14 protein-coding genes are annotated in these 16,667 nt (G+C 63.3%); 5 read left to right on the plus strand and 9 right to left on the minus strand.

Annotated elements, in window-relative coordinates:
• Window positions 1–53 precede the first annotated feature (53 nt).
• Together YH63_RS02510 and YH63_RS02515 are read right to left on the minus strand one after the other, a co-directional pair.
• A complete protein-coding gene (locus YH63_RS02510) occupies window positions 54–1,862 on the minus strand; it encodes a tetratricopeptide repeat protein (protein ID WP_046828968.1) in 1,809 nt (602 codons plus the stop codon).
• Between the two features lie 151 nt (window positions 1,863–2,013).
• Complete coding sequence (locus YH63_RS02515) at window positions 2,014–3,675, minus strand: electron transfer flavoprotein-ubiquinone oxidoreductase (RefSeq protein ID WP_046828967.1); 1,662 nt, start codon at window positions 3,673–3,675, stop codon at window positions 2,014–2,016.
• Window positions 3,676–3,805: 130 nt separating this feature from the next.
• Here YH63_RS02515 and YH63_RS02520 point away from each other — a divergent pair, with 130 nt between their 5' ends.
• Window positions 3,806–4,600: a uracil-DNA glycosylase gene (locus YH63_RS02520; protein ID WP_046828966.1), complete on the plus strand. Its 795-nt coding sequence runs from the start codon at window positions 3,806–3,808 to the stop codon at window positions 4,598–4,600.
• A gap of 94 nt (window positions 4,601–4,694) precedes the next feature.
• Here the strand turns inward: YH63_RS02520 and YH63_RS02525 are convergent, their stop codons facing one another.
• Window positions 4,695–5,117, minus strand: coding sequence for a GFA family protein (locus YH63_RS02525; protein ID WP_046828965.1), 423 nt, complete (start codon window positions 5,115–5,117; stop codon window positions 4,695–4,697).
• A gap of 201 nt (window positions 5,118–5,318) precedes the next feature.
• Between YH63_RS02525 and YH63_RS02530 the strand changes: the two genes are divergently transcribed.
• Entirely contained in the window at window positions 5,319–6,533 is a 1,215-nt protein-coding gene (locus tag YH63_RS02530) for an MFS transporter (protein WP_083992728.1), read from the plus strand.
• Between the two features lie 151 nt (window positions 6,534–6,684).
• Here YH63_RS02530 and YH63_RS02535 read toward each other — a convergent pair whose 3' ends face one another.
• The 4 genes from YH63_RS02535 to YH63_RS02550 form a co-directional block, all read right to left on the minus strand.
• Window positions 6,685–8,013: an NCS2 family permease gene (locus tag YH63_RS02535; protein WP_046828964.1), complete on the minus strand. Its 1,329-nt coding sequence runs from the start codon at window positions 8,011–8,013 to the stop codon at window positions 6,685–6,687.
• A gap of 27 nt (window positions 8,014–8,040) precedes the next feature.
• A complete protein-coding gene (locus YH63_RS02540) occupies window positions 8,041–9,567 on the minus strand; it encodes a glycosyltransferase family 39 protein (protein ID WP_137325095.1) in 1,527 nt (508 codons plus the stop codon).
• A 231-nt stretch (window positions 9,568–9,798) separates the two neighbouring features.
• Entirely contained in the window at window positions 9,799–10,554 is a 756-nt protein-coding gene (locus YH63_RS02545; protein WP_046829810.1) for a ribonuclease HII, read from the minus strand.
• Between the two features lie 72 nt (window positions 10,555–10,626).
• Window positions 10,627–11,787, minus strand: coding sequence for a PA0069 family radical SAM protein (locus tag YH63_RS02550; RefSeq protein WP_046828962.1), 1,161 nt, complete (start codon window positions 11,785–11,787; stop codon window positions 10,627–10,629).
• Between the two features lie 240 nt (window positions 11,788–12,027).
• On the opposite strand from YH63_RS02550, the gene YH63_RS02555 reads away from it, so the two are divergent.
• The gene (locus tag YH63_RS02555; RefSeq protein WP_046828961.1) at window positions 12,028–12,600 is read left to right on the plus strand and encodes a glycosyl transferase; all 573 of its coding nucleotides are present in this window, start codon (window positions 12,028–12,030) and stop codon (window positions 12,598–12,600) included.
• 88 nt (window positions 12,601–12,688) lie between these two features.
• Entirely contained in the window at window positions 12,689–13,624 is a 936-nt protein-coding gene (locus YH63_RS02560; protein WP_046828960.1) for a bifunctional helix-turn-helix transcriptional regulator/GNAT family N-acetyltransferase, read from the plus strand.
• A gap of 7 nt (window positions 13,625–13,631) precedes the next feature.
• Here the strand turns inward: YH63_RS02560 and moaB are convergent, their stop codons facing one another.
• On the minus strand, window positions 13,632–14,180 hold the full coding sequence (gene moaB, locus YH63_RS02565; RefSeq protein ID WP_046828959.1) for a molybdenum cofactor biosynthesis protein B: 549 nt from the start codon (window positions 14,178–14,180) through the stop codon (window positions 13,632–13,634).
• A 9-nt stretch (window positions 14,181–14,189) separates the two neighbouring features.
• Entirely contained in the window at window positions 14,190–15,137 is a 948-nt protein-coding gene (gene ypfJ / locus YH63_RS02570) for a KPN_02809 family neutral zinc metallopeptidase (protein WP_046828958.1), read from the minus strand.
• Window positions 15,138–15,532: 395 nt separating this feature from the next.
• Here ypfJ and YH63_RS02575 point away from each other — a divergent pair, with 395 nt between their 5' ends.
• Window positions 15,533–16,666: a site-specific DNA-methyltransferase gene (locus YH63_RS02575; protein ID WP_046828957.1), complete on the plus strand. Its 1,134-nt coding sequence runs from the start codon at window positions 15,533–15,535 to the stop codon at window positions 16,664–16,666.
• Window position 16,667: the final 1 nt, after the last annotated feature.

The following is a 16,667-nucleotide window of genomic DNA, read 5'->3' on the forward strand; positions in this document are numbered from 1 at the left end:
CCATGACAACTGTGATAATTTGCCAATCGCGATATGGCAACGAGCGATCGGGACTAACCGCCCCTGCCGTCGTCCTTCTTCTTCTCGGCGGCGGCGGCGTTGGACGTGTCCTCGGGCAGGCCGTCACGCAGCTTGGTCTCGATCTTCGGCAATTCGTCCGCCTCGGGCTTGAGATCCTTCGCATGCTGCCACTGGAATTTCGCTTCCAGCGTCCGCCCGACGCGCCAATAGGCATCGCCAAGATGATCGTTGATCGTCGGATCTTCCGGCTTGAGATCGATCGCGCGTTCGAGGTGCTTCACGGCGTTCTCGTAATTGGCGATGCGGTAGTAGGCCCAGCCCAGCGAGTCCACGATGTAGCCATCGTCCGGCCGCTGCTCGACGGCGCGACGGATCATCTTCATGCCCTCATCGAGATTGATGCCCTGATCGATCCACGAGTAACCGAGATAGTTCAGGACATGCGGCTGCTCGGGCTGCATCTCGAGCGCCTTCTTCAGATCGACTTCTGCCTTCGCCCACTGCTTCGAGCGCTCGTTGCAGATGCCGCGGAAGTAGTAGAACACCCAGTTCGGCTTGTCGGTGGTGCTGGCCTGGGCTTCGATGCCCTTGCCGTAGGTCTCGCTGCAATCGGCGAACTTCTTGCGGGCGCGCTCGATATTGCCGAGCGCCATGATCGCCTCGACATCCTTCGGATCGTCGGCGACGACACCGTTCAGGATCTTGATCCCTTCCTCGGTGCGATCAACAGCATCGAGATCGGTCGCAAGCTGGATTTGCGCGTTGCGCTTGAGCGGAGAATTCGCGGGCACGCGCTCATAGATCTTGATCGCCATCTGCGGCTTCTTCACCGTTTCATACAGATCGGCCAGCGACAACAGAGCGAGGGAATGGTTCGGGTTGAGGTAGAGCGCAAGCTGAAGATAGACCAGCGCAAGGTCCTCGCCGCCGCGGCGCGTCAGCGATGCGCCGATGCCGTACAGCGCTTCCGCCGCGCCCTGCTGCGGATTTTCCGCCAGCGGCGACAGCTTCTTGCCGGCCTTGGTTTCGCGAATGCCTTCCACCACCAGCGGATGACGCGCGAGCTTCTTGTCGAAGCCCTGATAGACGGCAGTCGCGGCCGCTGCGTCCCTGTTGCGCGACAGCCAGCGCGCATAGGCATCCGACACCCGCAATGCGGAGTCGTCGAGCTTGTAGGCGCGCTCGAAGCGGGCGCCGGCTTCCTTCTGCTTGTTGGCGAGTTCAAGGATCATGCCGGTGTGCAGGTCCTTGAAGATCGGATACCACTCCGGCCCCGCCAGCTTGTCGATGCTTGAGACCGCGGTCTGGGTGTTGCCCGCGCCGTAGCTGGCCCAACCGGACAGCAGCGTCGCGACAAGATCGGTGATCGGTCCGCGGATGGACTGATTGATGTTCTGCTGGGCGACGGCGTAATTCTTCTGCTTCAGCGAGCGGACGCCCGCCACCAGCCGCGCAACGCGGTTGTTCTTGTCGACGGTCAGAATGCGGTCGGCGAGCTTCACCGCCGCGTCGATGTCGCCATCGGCAAGGGCCGCGATGAAGGCACGGTCCAGCAGTTCGCTGTTCTTCGGATCGGAGCGCAACGCCGCGCGGTAGAAGGCCGACGCCGCAGTCGCGTCGCGCTCGACACTGGCATGGCGTGCGGCGAGATAGCTTCCCGCTACCGTCAGGCCGATCAGATCACGCGCGCTCGGATACGGTGCCTGCTTGGCGTCTTCGCTGGCGCTGGTCCGGGTCTGCGCCGCGAGCGGCCCGTTGGAGGCGAGAACCGATACAAATCCGAGTGTGGCGACGGCCACGCGGCTGAAACGACGTTGGAATTTCACGCTCGCCGGCTCCATTCTGATGGGTAAGGTGCGCAACCGGGTCAGGCCAGCAGCCTACGGACAATGGCTCTTTTGGCCGTCATCCGCAAGGATTCGGGGCCGTCAAACGACGAGCCCAGCCAGTGTGGCGCAATCGTGGCGATCAGCGGTTCTCGCGCAATCGTGCTTACATCGACTGGTAATTCGGCCCGCCGCCGCCTTCCGGCGGAACCCAGGTGATGTTGCCGTTGGGGTCCTTCACGTCGCAGGTTTTGCAGTGGACGCAATTCTGCGCGTTGATCTGGAACCGTGGACCTGAATCTTCCTCGACCCACTCGTAGACGCCCGCGGGGCAATAGCGGTTCGACGGACCGGCAAACACGTCATGTTCCGAGGTCTTTTGCAGGTTCATGTCCGCAACCCTGAGGTGGATCGGCTGATCTTCCTCGTGGTTGGTGTTGGACAGGAATACCGACGACAGCTTGTCGAAGGTCAGCTTGCCGTCCGGCTTCGGTCCGGGAATCGGCTGATGCGCCTTGGCGGGATCGAGCGTCTTGCGGTCGGGCTTGGCGTGGGACAGCGTTCCGAACAGCGAGAAGCCGAACAGCGTGTTGGTCCACATGTCGAAGCCACCGAGCCCGACGCCGATGATGGTGCCGAACTTCGACCAGAGCGGCTTGACGTTGCGGACCTTGTGCAGGTCCTTGCCGACTGCGGAATCGCGCCAGCCATTTTCATATCCGACCAGTTCGTCATTGGTCCGGCCCTCAGCCAGCGCAGCCGCGACCTGCTCGGCCGCCTGCATGCCGGTGCCCATCGCATTGTGCACGCCCTTGATGCGCGGCACGTTGACGAAGCCCGCCGCGCAGCCGATCAGCGCGCCGCCCTTGAAGGTCAGACGCGGCACCGACTGATAACCGCCTTCGGTGATCGCACGCGCGCCGTAGGCGATGCGCTTGGCGCCCTCGAACACGCCGCTGATCTTCGGATGGGTCTTGAAGCGCTGGAATTCCTCGAACGGCGACAGATACGGATCGTCGTAATTCAGATGCACCACGAAGCCGACGGCAACGAGATTCTCATTGTAGTGATAGAGGAACGATCCGCCGCCGGTGGACAGGTTCAGCGGCCAGCCGAAGGAATGCTGGATCAGCCCCTTCTTGTGCTTGGCCGGATCGATCTGCCAGACCTCCTTGAGGCCGATGCCGAACTTCGACGGCTCGCTGTCCTTGTCGAGCGCGAACTTCGCAATCAACTGCTTGGTCAGAGAGCCGCGCGCGCCTTCGGCGAACAGCGTGTACTTGCCGAGCAGTTCCATGCCGCGCGTATAGGAGGCCTTGTGCGAACCGTCGCGGGCGACGCCCATGTCGCCGGTGGCGATACCGCGCACCTCACCATTCTCGCCGTACAGCACCTCGACCGCGGCGAAGCCCGGATAGATTTCGACGCCGAGCGCTTCGGCGCGCGGTCCAAGCCAGCGGCAGACGTCGCCGAGCGAGCCGATGTAGCAATGATGGTTGTCCATCAGCGGCGGCATCATGAAGTTCGGCAGCTTGATCGCGGCGCTCGACGTCATCCAGAAGAACTGGTCGTCCTTCACCTGCGTCTTCAGCGGGCAGTCGGCATCCTCGCGCCAATCCGGAATCAGTTGGTCGAGCGACACCGGATCAATCACCGCGCCGGACAGAATGTGAGCGCCGACTTCCGAGCCCTTTTCGACCACGACAACCGTCAGTTCCGGGTTGATCTGCTTCAGCCGGATGGCTGCAGCCAGGCCTGAGGGTCCTGCTCCGACGATCACAACGTCAAATTCCATGGAATCGCGCGGAGGAAGCTCTTCGGTACTCATGATGTCATCTCAAAATGATGGTTCAGAATGTTTCTAATCATCGTTCTTCCCGATTTTTCGCGCAAGAACAACCCCGTTTCGCTGCAGCGCAATCCGTCCTAGTGTGAGAGCCGTGACCACACCCGAACCCATGCCCACAGCCCGCGAACTTCTCGCCTTTTATCTGGAGGCGGGAGTGGATTGCGCGTTGTCGGAAACCCCCGTCAATCGCCTGGTGGAAGAACCGGTGGTCGAGGAGCGGCCTGCCGCGAAGCCCGCACTGTTTCGCACTGCGAACCCGCCCCCCGTTGTTCCGGCTTCCGCCCAACCCGCGCCCGACACCGCGATCATGTCGGCCCGCGAGATCGCGCCCAGGGCGGCGTCGCTGCAGGAACTGCGCGAACTGCTCGAACGCTTCGACGGCTGCGCGCTGAAGTCGACCGCGACGCGGCTGGTGTTTGCGGACGGCAATCCGGAAGCGAAGATCATGTTCGTCGGCGAGGCGCCGGGACGCGACGAGGACCTCGAGGGGCTGCCGTTCGTCGGACGCTCCGGCAAACTGCTCGACCTGATGATGGCCGCGATCGGCCTCGACCGCAGCAAGGTCTACATCGCCAACATCATTCCGTGGCGGCCGCCCGGCAATCGCGATCCGTCACCGCAGGAAACACAGATCTGCCTGCCCTTCATCCGGCGGCAGATCGAACTGGTCGATCCGGACGTGCTGGTCTGTCTCGGCAAGCCTTCGTCGCAGGCGGTGCTCGACCTCAAGGACGGCATCATGAAAACGCGCGGCAAGTGGATCGACTACGACACCGGCACGCGGACGATCAAGGCGATGGCGACGTTCCATCCGGCGTATCTGCTGCGGCAGCCGATCTACAAGCGCCTGACCTGGCAGGACCTCCGCTCTGTGCAGAAGGCGCTGGCCGGTGTTGCAAGCTAGCGGACGACATCAGGCGCACAGCCCGCGCGCCTGAACACTCGCCAGACCGGACATCCACGGCATTGACGGTCAGCCGCATCGAAGCGACCAGCCGCTATTCCGCGGCGATCTCGCCGGAGCCGCCAAGTTCGGCCGGGAAGTCTTTCAACTTGGGCAAGCCATCCCGCATGGGCATCACCGTCTCAGCGTAGTTCACATGTACGCCAGGAATGAAGGCAAGGGTCGGGATCGTCGAAGCGAACACGTCCACGAGGCCGATGGGCGGATGATTGGTCATCAAATGCCCGCCGCATTTCGAGCAATACTGACGCTGGCTGAGTTCCGATTTCTGGAACGTCGCAACGTACTCGGCTCCCGATGCGATCCGCACAGCCTCCGGCTTCCATAGGCTGAAGGCGTTTACAGGCCCGCCGGACCACGAACGGCAGGAATTGCAATGGCAGTAACCCATGGCCTCCGGTGAGCCGGTAACCTCCAGTTTGACTGCGCCGCAAAAACAGCTTCCAAGGTGGGGCATCGCTTCCTCCTTCGAATTTGCTCGCTATCGATCCGCCGGCAAGCGCGCGGGAACGTCCGATAATACACCAGATGGGATCGCGGCGTCCCGCGATCGCACGGAATACAAAGCCTCTATGCATCCACGCGTGTAGCGCCCACGACCGGTTCAGGCCATAAGCCATCAGGGTTGCTCGTCACGCAGCCAAGCGGGGCGCTTATCATGAATATGCACATTGCAGACGGAGCGATCGACGACACGGTGGCGCGGGCAAATGTGCGGCGGCTTGCGGCTGCGCAGGCTCTGACCGGCGCGAATGCCGCCGTCGTGTTCGCGACCGGCTCGATCGTCGGTGCGACGCTTGCGCCCAGCATGTCGCTCGCGACCCTGCCGCTTTCGATCTACATGCTCGGCCTCGCCGCCGGCACATTGCCCACCGGCATGATCTCGCAGGCTTTCGGCCGCCGCGCAGCCTTCATCGCAGGCACCGCGTGCGGCGCGCTGTGCGGCGTCCTCGCGGCTGTCGCTATTCTGTACGGTTCCTTCGCTCTCTTCTGCTTCGCGACGTTCCTCGGCGGCGTCTACGGCGCGGTCTCGCAATCCTATCGTTTCGCCGCGACCGACAGCGCCAGCGCGGCCTACCGGCCAAAGGCGATCTCGTGGGTGATGGCGGGCGGCGTGTTCGCAGGCGTGCTCGGGCCGCAGCTCGTGCAATGGACCATGGACATCTGGCCGCCGTATCTGTTCGCGGTGAGCTTTCTGGTTCAGGCCGTCGTTGCATTGATTGCCATGGCGGTGCTGGCCGGCGTCAATGCACCCAAGCCTGCCCCCGCACAAATGACCGGAGGCGGCCGGCCATTGCTGGAGATCGTCCGGCGACCGCGCTTCATCGCCGCCGTCGTTTGCGGTGCCGTCTCCTATACCGCGATGAACTTCCTGATGACCTCCGCTCCGCTGGCGATGAAGTTTTGCGGACTGACTCTGAGCGATTCAAATTTCGGCATTCAGTGGCACATCGTCGCGATGTTCGGGCCGAGCTTTTTCACCGGACACCTGATCGCCCGCTTCGGCGCGGCGAAGGTCGCCGTCGTCGGCCTTATCCTGGAAGCCGCAGCCGCGGTGATCGGACTGGCGGGCATCACCGCGATGCACTTCTGGGCGGGGCTGTTCGTGGTCGGCGTCGGCTGGAATTTCTCATTCGTCGGCGCATCCGCGCTGATCGTGGAGACGCATGGTCCGCAGGAAGGCAAGAAGGTGCAGGCCTTCAACGACTTCATCGTATTCGGCCTGGTGGCGATCGGCTCGTTCTCGTCGGGCCAGTTGCTCGCGAGCTACGGCTGGTCGATGGTCAACATGGTGGTGTTTCCGGCGGTTGCCCTCGCGCTGGCCGCTCTTGGCATCGCCGCGCTCATGCAGCGGCGGGCTGTGGCCAGCTAGTGATCCGGTTCTGACATTCGTATGTGTTTTCGTAGGCACTTTGCGAATGTCAGAACCAAGGATCACTAGAATTATTATTTGCTAGTGTCCTTTCGTATCCGACGTTTGCTCGGGAAGCGCTGCGAATGAAGCAAACGTCGGATACGGGACACTAGCCGATCGCGAACTTCACGGCGAACACGACCGCGAGCACCAGCACGGCGGGCTTCGCATCCGAGAATCGGCCTGCGAGAATTTTGATCACCGCGTAGCTGATGAAGCCGAGACCGAGGCCGGTCGCGATCGAATAGGTCAGCGGCATCGCAATCGCAGTGACCACCGCTGGCGCGTATTCCGTCACGTCATCCCACGCCATGTCCGCAAGTCCCCGCGCCATTACGCAGGCGACGTAGAGCAACGCCGCGGCTGACGCATAGGCCGGCACCATCCCGGCGAGCGGCGCGAAGAACAGCGCCAGCAGAAAGAACAGCGCGACGAACACCGCCGTCAGCCCGGTACGGCCGCCCGCCGCGACGCCCGATGCGCTTTCGATGTAGCTCGTGGTGGTTGATGTCCCGATCAGCGCTCCGAACATCGCGGCGAAGCTGTCCGCCATCAGCGCCTGCTTCATACGCGGCAGGTTGCCGTCCTTGTCGGTGAGGCCGGCGCGGTGGGTCACACCGATCAGCGTTCCGGCATTGTCGAACACGTCAATAAAGAGAAAACTGAACACCACGATCAGGAATGTCAGCTCGGTTGCGCGCGAGAAATCGAGCTGGAACAATGTCGGCGCCAGCGACGGCGGCAGCGACACCACGCCGTTGAAGCTGGTCAGTCCCAGCGGCAGCCCGATCAGCGAGACCGCGAGAATGCCGATCAGCGTGCCGCTGGCGATGTTGCGCGCGTTCATCGCCACGATCAGCGCGAAGCCCAGCAGGCACAGCACGGGCGCCGGATGCGCGATGCCGAGCGGACCCGCGGTCACCAGCGTCACCGGGCTCGCCACCACGATCTTCGCCTGTTCGAGCGCGATGATCGCGAGAAATAATCCAACGCCTGCGGAGATCGCGAATTTCAGGTTTCGCGGAATGGCGTCGATGACATACTCGCGCAGCCGGAAGATCGACAGCGCGAAGAAGATCACGCCTGAACAGAACACCGCGGCGAGCGCCTGCTGCCATGTGTACTTGTAGCCGAGCACGACGGTGAACGCGAAGAACGCGTTCAATCCCATGCCGGGCGCGAGCGCGATCGGATAGTTTGCCAGAAACGCCATCGCCAGCGTCGAGACCGACGCTGCGAGACAGGTCGCGACGAACACCGCGCCCTTGTCCATCCCCGCATTGGCGAGAATGACCGGATTGACGAACACGATGTAGACCATCGTCAGGAACGTGGTGATCGCGGCGACAAATTCAGTGCGGACTGTCGTGCCGTGCTCCGTGAGGCCGAAGTGGCGGTCGAGAAATGTCGCCCCGGATTTTTCCGCCTGCGCGCTCATGATGTCTCGCTGTGATCCGGAGCCTTGTTATCGAGAGCTTTGCCTTGGTGTCTGCGGGCGGACGATTCCCCAGCCGATCCGCACCAGCGCCTGGCGGCCCTTGACCAGGCGTTCGAAAGATCGCGGCACTTCCGGCACGAGGCCGGGAAACCGCTTCAGGATGTCAGCGGGCGGCGTGCCGACGGTATCCGCCGCACGCCAGACCACCACGCCGCCGTTCTCGGTGAACAGTTTGGGCGTGATCCACGGTGTCTCTTGTGGTGTTGCATCGAACATGACGTGCGGGCGCGAGGACGCCCCGAAGCCGATCAATGTCGCAAGATGCGGATCGCCCGCCACCGCGGCGAGCGGTCGGCCGGTGCGGCGCTCGAAATTCTCGCCGAAGAAGCGCCCGATATCGCGCGCCGGAAGCGAGGTCTTGACCTCGGTGCTTCCGATCCAGGGCTGGATGAATGTCATGCCGAGGACAACCACAATCGGCGCGGCCATGATGACCAGCCACACCGAGCGCAGATGCTGTTGCCGCCGCAGCGCGATGAGATCTCCCGCCGCAACGATCACCGCAAGTCCTGCGAGCAGCAGGGCGATCCCGTCGCCACCAATGACCTGATCCTGGCCGAACAGCGCGGCGATGAAACTAAGCAAGACCGGCGGGGCGAGCGCGAAGACGTAAACGAACAGCCGCGCGAAGGGATCGACCGGCGGACGAAAGATCAGCGGCGGATCCTCGCTCTTGCGGTCGAGCGCGCGGGAGTTGAAGATCAGCAGCAGCGCCACACCGGACAGGGCGAACAGCAGTCCCGCCAGCAGCCCGCCCCATCCGAGCAGCCGCTCCTGAAACTCCGCCACCGCAGGCAACGACGGCAGCGCCAGCGCATTCGCGCGGATCAGCCAGATCCAATATGGCAGCACCAGCACGATCACCACGACCGCTGCATAAAGCGGATCGGTCGATAACAATGCGCGGCGGCCTTTCGCCGTCGCCAGCACAAACACTGCCAGCATCGCCAGTAACGGTAGCGCGGCCGACGTGGTCAAAATCAACAGGCCGATCTCGACGGGCAGCCAGAACCACGCGCGCCGCCGCCCTTGCCCGACGATCTCCCAGGTGTGAAGCAGGATCAGCGCCCACAGCGGCCGCGCCACGATGAGCGGGCCGAGTTCAGCGCCGGGAAACGAGAAGGCCGTGATCGTCGCCGTCAGCAGCACCGCGAGAACGGCCTGCTGCGCACCCACCATGGCGCGGCCAAGCCTGAACAACGCCCAGAACGTCAGAATGAAACAGAGCTGCGCCAGCAGATAGACGCCGAACATATGATTGCCGGACAGACGGAACGCGACATCGGCGAGCCAGAACGCCAGCGGCGGGCCGAGGTGGGTGCCGACCTGGTATTCCCTGCCGAAAGCCAGCACCGTGGCGACGTCGCCCGGCGGACTTCCGTACAGGAGCCACGGCAAAAGCAGCCAGAGCGCCGCCTGCGCCAGCACCACGATCCAGAAGATCAGCCGCGGCCGGGCGCGGACCAGTTCAACGATCAGGGATGTGAAACGCATGAAACGCCTGAATGGTGATCCGGTTCTGACATTCGTATCATATCCTTCGCAGGCACTTTACGAATGTCAGAACCAAAGGATCACCACAATCATAGTTTGCTAGTGTCCTTTCGTATCCGACGTTTGCTCGGAAAGCGCAGCAGAATGAAGCAAACGTCGGATACGGGACACTAGCCCGTGGAAGGATGCCTCACTGATAGAGCGCACGAGGCAATCAGGCAACCGAACCGCTCAGATGGCCGCGATTGCCTCTTCGGACGACATGATCATCTCGATCTGGGCTGCCGCCGGGGTGTCGTCTTCCCCAAAATGCTTGCGGCGTGACGCCGCGACAGGCGCGAAAAAGCGGCGGTGATGAATGGTCGGCCCGAGCCGGTCGAGCGCTTCGAGATGGGCCGGTACGCCGTAACCCATGTGCTGCTCGAAGCCGTAGCCGGGATGATCCTGCGCCAGCCGACACATCAGCCGGTCGCGCGAGACTTTTGCAACAATCGAGGCCGCGGCAATCGACAGCACGATGCCGTCGCCGCCGATCACCGCCTCGCAGTCGCAGGACGTAGCCAGCCGGTCGCGCCCGTCGACAAAGACGTGCTTCGGCGTCTCAGGCAGCGCATGCACCGCGCGCGCCAGCGCCCAGAGCGAGGCGCGCAGGATATTGTCGCGATCGATCCGCGACGGCGGCGCAATCGCAACTGAAACCAGCGCGGTCGCGCAAATCTCCTCGAACAGTTCCTCGCGGCGCTCGCGCGTCAGCCGCTTGGAATCGTCGATGCCCTTCGGAACTTTTTTCGGATCGAGGATCACGGCAGCAGCAACCACCGGACCGGCCAGCGGCCCACGCCCCGCCTCGTCGCAACCTGCAACCGGCCAGACGCCGCGCTTCAGCAATGCACGCTCACGGCGAAAGCTCGGCGCCGCGACGGCGATCACGCCGCTTCGTTTCGCTTTTTTCGCCTCTTTTGGAACCGCTGGGGACTTCCGAATCATGCGGCGATGCTGCGGGCGCAGCAACCATCCCGCAAGCCGGAATTTTCAGCCGTGCCCGCTATTCAGCGGCGGCTAAAACAGATCCAGTTGCTCGTTGGCACGCTTGGGCCGCGCGAAGTGGGCTGTCGTCAGTTTCGACCGCCGCTTGTTGAGGCCGAGCTTCTCGCAGGCGATCTCGAACCGCCGCCCGATCATCCAGGCCATCGGCCCGGTGCCTTTCATCCGCGTGCCCCACTGCGAGTCGTAATCGCGACCATCGCGCATATCGCGGATCAGCGTGAAGACGTGGCGATACCTGTCCGGGTAATTCGCCATCAGCCATTCGCGGAACAGATCGCGCACTTCGAGCGGCAGCCGCAACAGCACGTAGCTCGCTTCCTTGACGCCGGCATGGGCGGCGGCATCGAGAATGCGCTCGATCTCGGAATCGTTCAGCGCGGGGATCACAGGCGCGACCATCACTGTCGTCGGAATTCCGGCGTCAGCCAGTTGGCGCAGCGCCTCCAGTCGTTTCGGCGGCGTCGCGGCGCGCGGCTCCATGGTGCGCGCGAGTTTCGGGTCCAGCGTCGTCACCGAAATCGCGACCTTGGCGAGATTGCGCTTCGCCATCCGCGCGAGGATGTCGATGTCGCGCGTCACCAGGGCCGACTTGGTGACGATGCCGACGGGATGCGAGGCGCGCTCCAGCACTTCGAGAATGCCGCGCATGATTTTGTGCTCGCGCTCGATCGGCTGATAGGGATCGGTGTTGGTGCCGATCGCGATCATGCGCGGCTCGTATCCCGGCGCGGCCAGTTCCTTTTCCAGCAGTTCCGGCGCGTCCGGCTTGGCGAACAACCGGGATTCGAAATCGAGCCCCGGCGACAGTCCGAGATAGGCGTGGGTCGGACGCGCGAAACAATAGACGCAGCCGTGCTCGCAGCCGCGATACGGATTGATCGAACGGTCGAATCCGATGTCCGGCGAGTCATTCCGGGTGATGACCTTGCGCGCGGTATCGACCGCAACCGTGGTCTTGAACGGCGGCAGCTCTTCGAGGCTCTGCCAGCCGTCGTCGAAGGTGACCCGCGCTTCGGCCTCGAAGCGTCCGCTGGCGTTGGATTGCGCTCCGCGTCCCCTGCTCCGCTGGCGGTCGATCGCGACTTCGATCTCGGGAAACGGAGAAGGAGCACCCGCCGGATCAGAGGGGGGCGTCACCGGCGGGTGCTTGAGGGCATGGGATGCATGGCTCATGGAGAGAACATAGCATCGCACGAGAACAAAACAAGAACTTCAAGGGCGCCTGTCCCCAAATATTTGGGCCGGTCTCGGCAAGTGCGCTATCAGTCCGGCGGGTCATCCAGCGACGGTTCCCGAGCCTGCCTAGCCGTTAATGAATGCCGCAAAAAGCTGCACCTGACGGGCTGTTCTGACTGTGACAAGATGATAACGGTTTCGCATCAATCGTTTGGCGGACACGTATTTCACCCACTCATGATCAGCGTTGTCATCCCCACTGAAGGCGTCGAGCAACCCGTTGTTGCCACCCTCGCGGCCCTGGTGCCCGGTGCGGCGGCCGGCCTCGTGCGGGACGTGGTGCTGGTGGATCGCGCTGCGTCCGAGGCGATCGAGCGGGTCGCCGATATTGCCGGCTGCCATTTCCTGAAGTTCGAGGGCTCACGCGCTGCCGCACTCGCGGCGGGCGCCCAGCAAAGCCGCTCGCCCTGGCTGCTGTTCCTGCTGCCCGGTGCTGTGCTGGATTCGGGATGGATCGACGAAACCACCCAGTTCATTCAGGGCGTTTCCCTGAGCGGCCGCCAGCGCGCCGGTGTCTTCCGCTACGCGCGCTCTCCCTATGAAGACGCCACGGTGCGCGACGGGGTGAAATCGCTGGCGCGGTTCATCTCCGGCCCGTCGCCCGATCAGGGTCTGCTGATTTCCCGCGACCATTACGAGCGGGTCGGCGGCTATGCCCCTGCGGCGCGCCGCGCCGAAGCCAAACTGCTCTCGAAACTAGGCCGAACCGGCCGAGCCGTGCTGCGGACACGGATTTTCGTCGCCGCCTGACATTAGTTGACCCCGTCAACAATAATATTTGACTGCGTCAACAATATCTCGAAAATGCCCGTCTGAACAGGACGAGGCGTCGCTCGCCATGAGCCCACATTCCAAAGCCGAACAGGAAACGCGGATCGACACGATCCGGCGGTTCAACCGCTTCTACACCCGCAAGATCGGCGTGCTTGAGCAGCATCTGCTCGAAAGTCCATTCACGCTGACCGAAGCCCGCGTGCTGTTCGAACTGGCGCATCGCGGCGGCGCTCTCGCCAAGGAGATCGGCGCCGAGCTGGGCCTCGATCCCGGCTACCTCAGCCGCATCGTTCAGGACTTCACGGAACAGGGACTGATCACGCGCAAGCTGGTCCCTTCCGATCGCCGTCAGTTCGAACTCGCGCTCACCGCCAAGGGCAAGCAGGCCTTCAGCCGCCTTGAGCGCGCGTCGCGTCAGGAAGTCGGCAATATGATTGAAGCGCTGCCTGGCGACGGCGGGCAGCGTCTCGTGGCCGCGATGACAACGATCGAGCGGTTGCTGGGTGATGCGGACGAACGTCCAGAAGTTACGCTGCGCACTCACCGGCCCGGCGACATGGGATGGATCGTGCAGCAGCACGGCCTGCTCTACGCGCGCGAATACAACTGGGACATCTCCTTCGAAGGTCTCTGCGCCGAGATCGTCGCGCAGTTCCTGAAAGACTTCGATCCGGCGCGCGAACGCTGCTGGATCGCCGAGATCGACGGGCGACAGGTCGGATCGGTGTTTCTGGTGAAGCATTCCGACGACGTCGCAAAGATTCGCCTGCTGCTGACTGATCCGGCGGGTCGCGGCCTCGGGATCGGCAAACGGCTGGTTGATGAGTGCATCGCCTTCGCGCGCAGTTGCGGCTACCGCAAGATCACGCTGTGGACCCAGAGCATCCTGCTTGCGGCACGCGGTATCTATCAGAGCGCAGGTTTCGTGCATGTCGCCACCGAACCGCATCGCAGTTTCGGCCACGACCTGATCGGCGAGACGTGGGAGTTGGCGCTTTAGCTGGCGGTTATGTCTTCGCCTTGCCGCGCTTCAGGTGCTCGTCCAGCCGCGGCATGATCTCGACGAAGTTGCATGGCCTGGTGCGGTAATCGAGCTGCGGCGCGAGAATGCCGTCCCATCCATCCCGGCACGCGCCCGGCGAGCCCGGCAGGCAGAAGATGAATGTCGCGCCGGCAACCCCGGCGGTGGCGCGGCTTTGAATGGTCGAGGTGCCGATCTTGGCGTGGCTCAGCATGTGGAACGCGATCGAAAAACCGTCCATCCGCTTCTCGAACAGCGGCTCGACCGCTTCCGGCGTCACATCGCGGCCGGTGAAGCCGGTGCCGCCGGTGGTGATCACCACATCGACGCCGGGATCGGCGATCCACATCCGCAGCTTGGTGCGGATCGCATCGGCGTCGTCGGTGACGATGTCGCGCGCCGCAAGGTGATGCCCTGCCGCCGTGAGGCGATCCGCCAGCGTCGTGCCGGATTTGTCGTCGGCCAGCGAGCGCGTATCGGACACGGTCAGTACCGCGATATTGAGCGGGACGAACTGAGGCGCCTCGTTGGTCATGAACAGGCTCTAGAGCTGAACGCCGGGCGCGAATGTATTGCAGGACTGCACCGTGCCCTGCTGGAAGCCGGTCATGAACCAGCGTTTGCGCTGCGCCGCCGAACCGTGGGTGAACGAGTCGGGCACCACGCGGCCCTGCGCCTTTCGCTGCAAGGTATCGTCGCCGATCGCCGCCGCCGTCTGCAACGCCGCATCGATGTCGCCCGCTTCGAGGAAACCCGGACGCTTCTTCTCTTCGCGGTTCACCCAGACGCCGGACAGGCAGTCGGCCTGCAGTTCGACGCGCACCTGAATATTGTTTGCCTCGGCCTTGCTGCTCGCCTGCTCCTGCATCTGCCTCGCCTTGGAGAGAATGCCGAGCTGATTCTGGATGTGATGGCCGACTTCATGCGCGATGATATAGGCCGCCGTGAACTTGCAGGCGCTGCCGGAGCAGCCGCGGAAACGGGTCTCGACCTCGCGGAAGAATCCGGTGTCGAGGAAAATCTGCTTGTCGGGCGGACAATAGAACGGCCCCATGGCCGACTGCGCCATGCCGCAGCGTCCGCCGTTGGTGGCATTCTTGAACAGCACGATACGTGGGCCGCGATAGGTTTGTCCGCTGGCCTGGAAGATCTCGCTCCAGCGGTCGTCGAGTTCGCCGAGCACACCGGCGATCATGCTGCCCATTTCGTCCGTCGGCGCGCCGGCCTTCGGCGGGCTGCCGGTTTTGCGATCGGTCTGATAGCTCGGCGCCTGCTGCTGGCCGCCGGTCAGGATCTCGGCGCCGCCGATCAGGATGCGCGGGTCGATGCCGACCGCCCAGCCGATCAGGCCGAGCACGACGATGGTGCCGATGCCGAGCCCGCCGCCTCCGCCCATCGGAAATCCGAAACCACCGCCCCCGCCTCCGCCATAGCCGCCGTCGTCGCGGCGGTCGTCGATATTGTCGCTGCGGCGGAAATCATCGTAACGCATCGGAAATCTCCTCAACCGGCGGGCGCGTCATAGCGACATGCAACGGGCGCAAAGTATCTGTTAACGATTCATACCGCGCCCGGCAAAAATTGCCTAGTTCGGATTCAGGACACTGGTGCGGCATTTCGATGTGTTTCCACTCCACGACATGAATGTTGGCTGAATTCCGCAACGAAACGTGCGCAGCGCCAGCAATTCTGGCGATTGGCTGCATTGTTCAACGCACTGCGCGCGTTTGCGATCCGCGATGCAAACCGGATTTCTGAATCAATTTCGGATTCGTCACAAACCTGTTTTTGATTAAGCCGATTTTTACCTTGGCCATTCATGGTGATGACAGTCGGATTAGTTAGTCCCGCGTCGCCGGCTGCGTCGCCTGAGTCAGGTTTTGAGTCATGGTAGTGTCGCGTCGCGGGGCGTCTGCAAAGGCGCCCCGCACTCAATTTGAAAATGCTCCGAGTTCGCATATCGTCATTGGCGATTGCGTCGCGGAGATGTCGAAGATGCAAGCCGGATCTGTCGATCTGGTCTTCGCAGACCCTCCATACAATCTGCAACTGAAGGGCGATCTCAAGCGCCCCGACGAATCCCACGTCGATGCGGTCAACAACGACTGGGACAAGTTCTCATCCTTCGCCGCCTATGACGATTTCACGCGCGCATGGCTGCTTGCCGCGCGCCGCGCCATGAAGCCGTCGGCGACGATCTGGGTGATCGGCTCCTATCACAACATTTTCCGCGTCGGCGCGATCATGCAGGATCTGGGCTTCTGGATTCTCAACGACATCGTATGGCGCAAGACCAACCCGATGCCCAATTTCCGCGGGCGCCGCTTCACCAATGCGCACGAGACGATGATCTGGGCGGCGCGCGACGAGAACGCCAAGGGCTACACCTTCAACTATGAAGCGCTGAAGGCCGCCAACGAGGACGTGCAGGCACGTTCCGACTGGCTGATCCCGCTTTGCACCGGCGACGAGCGCCTCAAGGGCGGCGACGGCAAAAAAGTTCATCCGACGCAGAAGCCCGAAGGCCTGCTGGCGCGCGTGCTGCTGTCGTCGTCGAAGCCCGGCGACCTCGTGATCGATCCGTTCAACGGCACCGGTACCACCGGCGCTGTCGCGAAACGCCTCGGCCGCAGCTATATCGGCTTCGAGCGCGACCAGACCTACGCCAAGGCCGCCGAGGCGCGTATCGCCGCCATCGAGCCGCTGCCGGAAGCCACGCTGGCGCCGTTCATGACCGCGCGAGGTGCGCCGCGCGTCGCGTTCTCCGAACTGGTCGAGCGCGGCATGATCCTGCCCGGCACCAAGCTCGTCGATTCCAAGAAGAAGCACGGCGCGCTGGTGCGTGCCGACGGCGCGATCATGCTGGGCGACAAGGTCGGCTCGATCCATCGCATGGGCGCGCTTGCGCAGGGGGCCGAGGCCTGCAACGGCTGGACCTTCTGGCACGTCGAGACCAAAAAGGGCCTCAAGCTGATCGACGAGCTGCGCGCCGAAATCCGCAGCGAGATGGCGGCGGGCTAAG

Origin of the sequence: Afipia massiliensis, assembly GCF_001006325.2 — a bacterium.
Classification (GTDB): domain Bacteria; phylum Pseudomonadota; class Alphaproteobacteria; order Rhizobiales; family Xanthobacteraceae; genus Afipia; species Afipia massiliensis_A.

Coding starts and splice junctions, on each gene's coding strand:
- YH63_RS02510 (WP_046828968.1), bottom strand. CDS start 1,862: ATGGAGCCGGCGAGCGTGAAATTCCAACGTCGTTTCAGCCGCGTGGCC.
- YH63_RS02515 (WP_046828967.1), bottom strand. CDS start 3,675: ATGAGTACCGAAGAGCTTCCTCCGCGCGATTCCATGGAATTTGACGTT.
- YH63_RS02520 (WP_046828966.1), top strand. CDS start 3,806: ATGCCCACAGCCCGCGAACTTCTCGCCTTTTATCTGGAGGCGGGAGTG.
- YH63_RS02525 (WP_046828965.1), bottom strand. CDS start 5,117: ATGCCCCACCTTGGAAGCTGTTTTTGCGGCGCAGTCAAACTGGAGGTT.
- YH63_RS02530 (WP_083992728.1), top strand. CDS start 5,319: ATGAATATGCACATTGCAGACGGAGCGATCGACGACACGGTGGCGCGG.
- YH63_RS02535 (WP_046828964.1), bottom strand. CDS start 8,013: ATGAGCGCGCAGGCGGAAAAATCCGGGGCGACATTTCTCGACCGCCAC.
- YH63_RS02540 (WP_137325095.1), bottom strand. CDS start 9,567: ATGCGTTTCACATCCCTGATCGTTGAACTGGTCCGCGCCCGGCCGCGG.
- YH63_RS02545 (WP_046829810.1), bottom strand. CDS start 10,554: ATGATTCGGAAGTCCCCAGCGGTTCCAAAAGAGGCGAAAAAAGCGAAA.
- YH63_RS02550 (WP_046828962.1), bottom strand. CDS start 11,787: ATGAGCCATGCATCCCATGCCCTCAAGCACCCGCCGGTGACGCCCCCC.
- YH63_RS02555 (WP_046828961.1), top strand. CDS start 12,028: ATGATCAGCGTTGTCATCCCCACTGAAGGCGTCGAGCAACCCGTTGTT.
- YH63_RS02560 (WP_046828960.1), top strand. CDS start 12,689: ATGAGCCCACATTCCAAAGCCGAACAGGAAACGCGGATCGACACGATC.
- moaB (WP_046828959.1), bottom strand. CDS start 14,180: ATGACCAACGAGGCGCCTCAGTTCGTCCCGCTCAATATCGCGGTACTG.
- ypfJ (WP_046828958.1), bottom strand. CDS start 15,137: ATGCGTTACGATGATTTCCGCCGCAGCGACAATATCGACGACCGCCGC.
- YH63_RS02575 (WP_046828957.1), top strand. CDS start 15,533: ATGGTAGTGTCGCGTCGCGGGGCGTCTGCAAAGGCGCCCCGCACTCAA.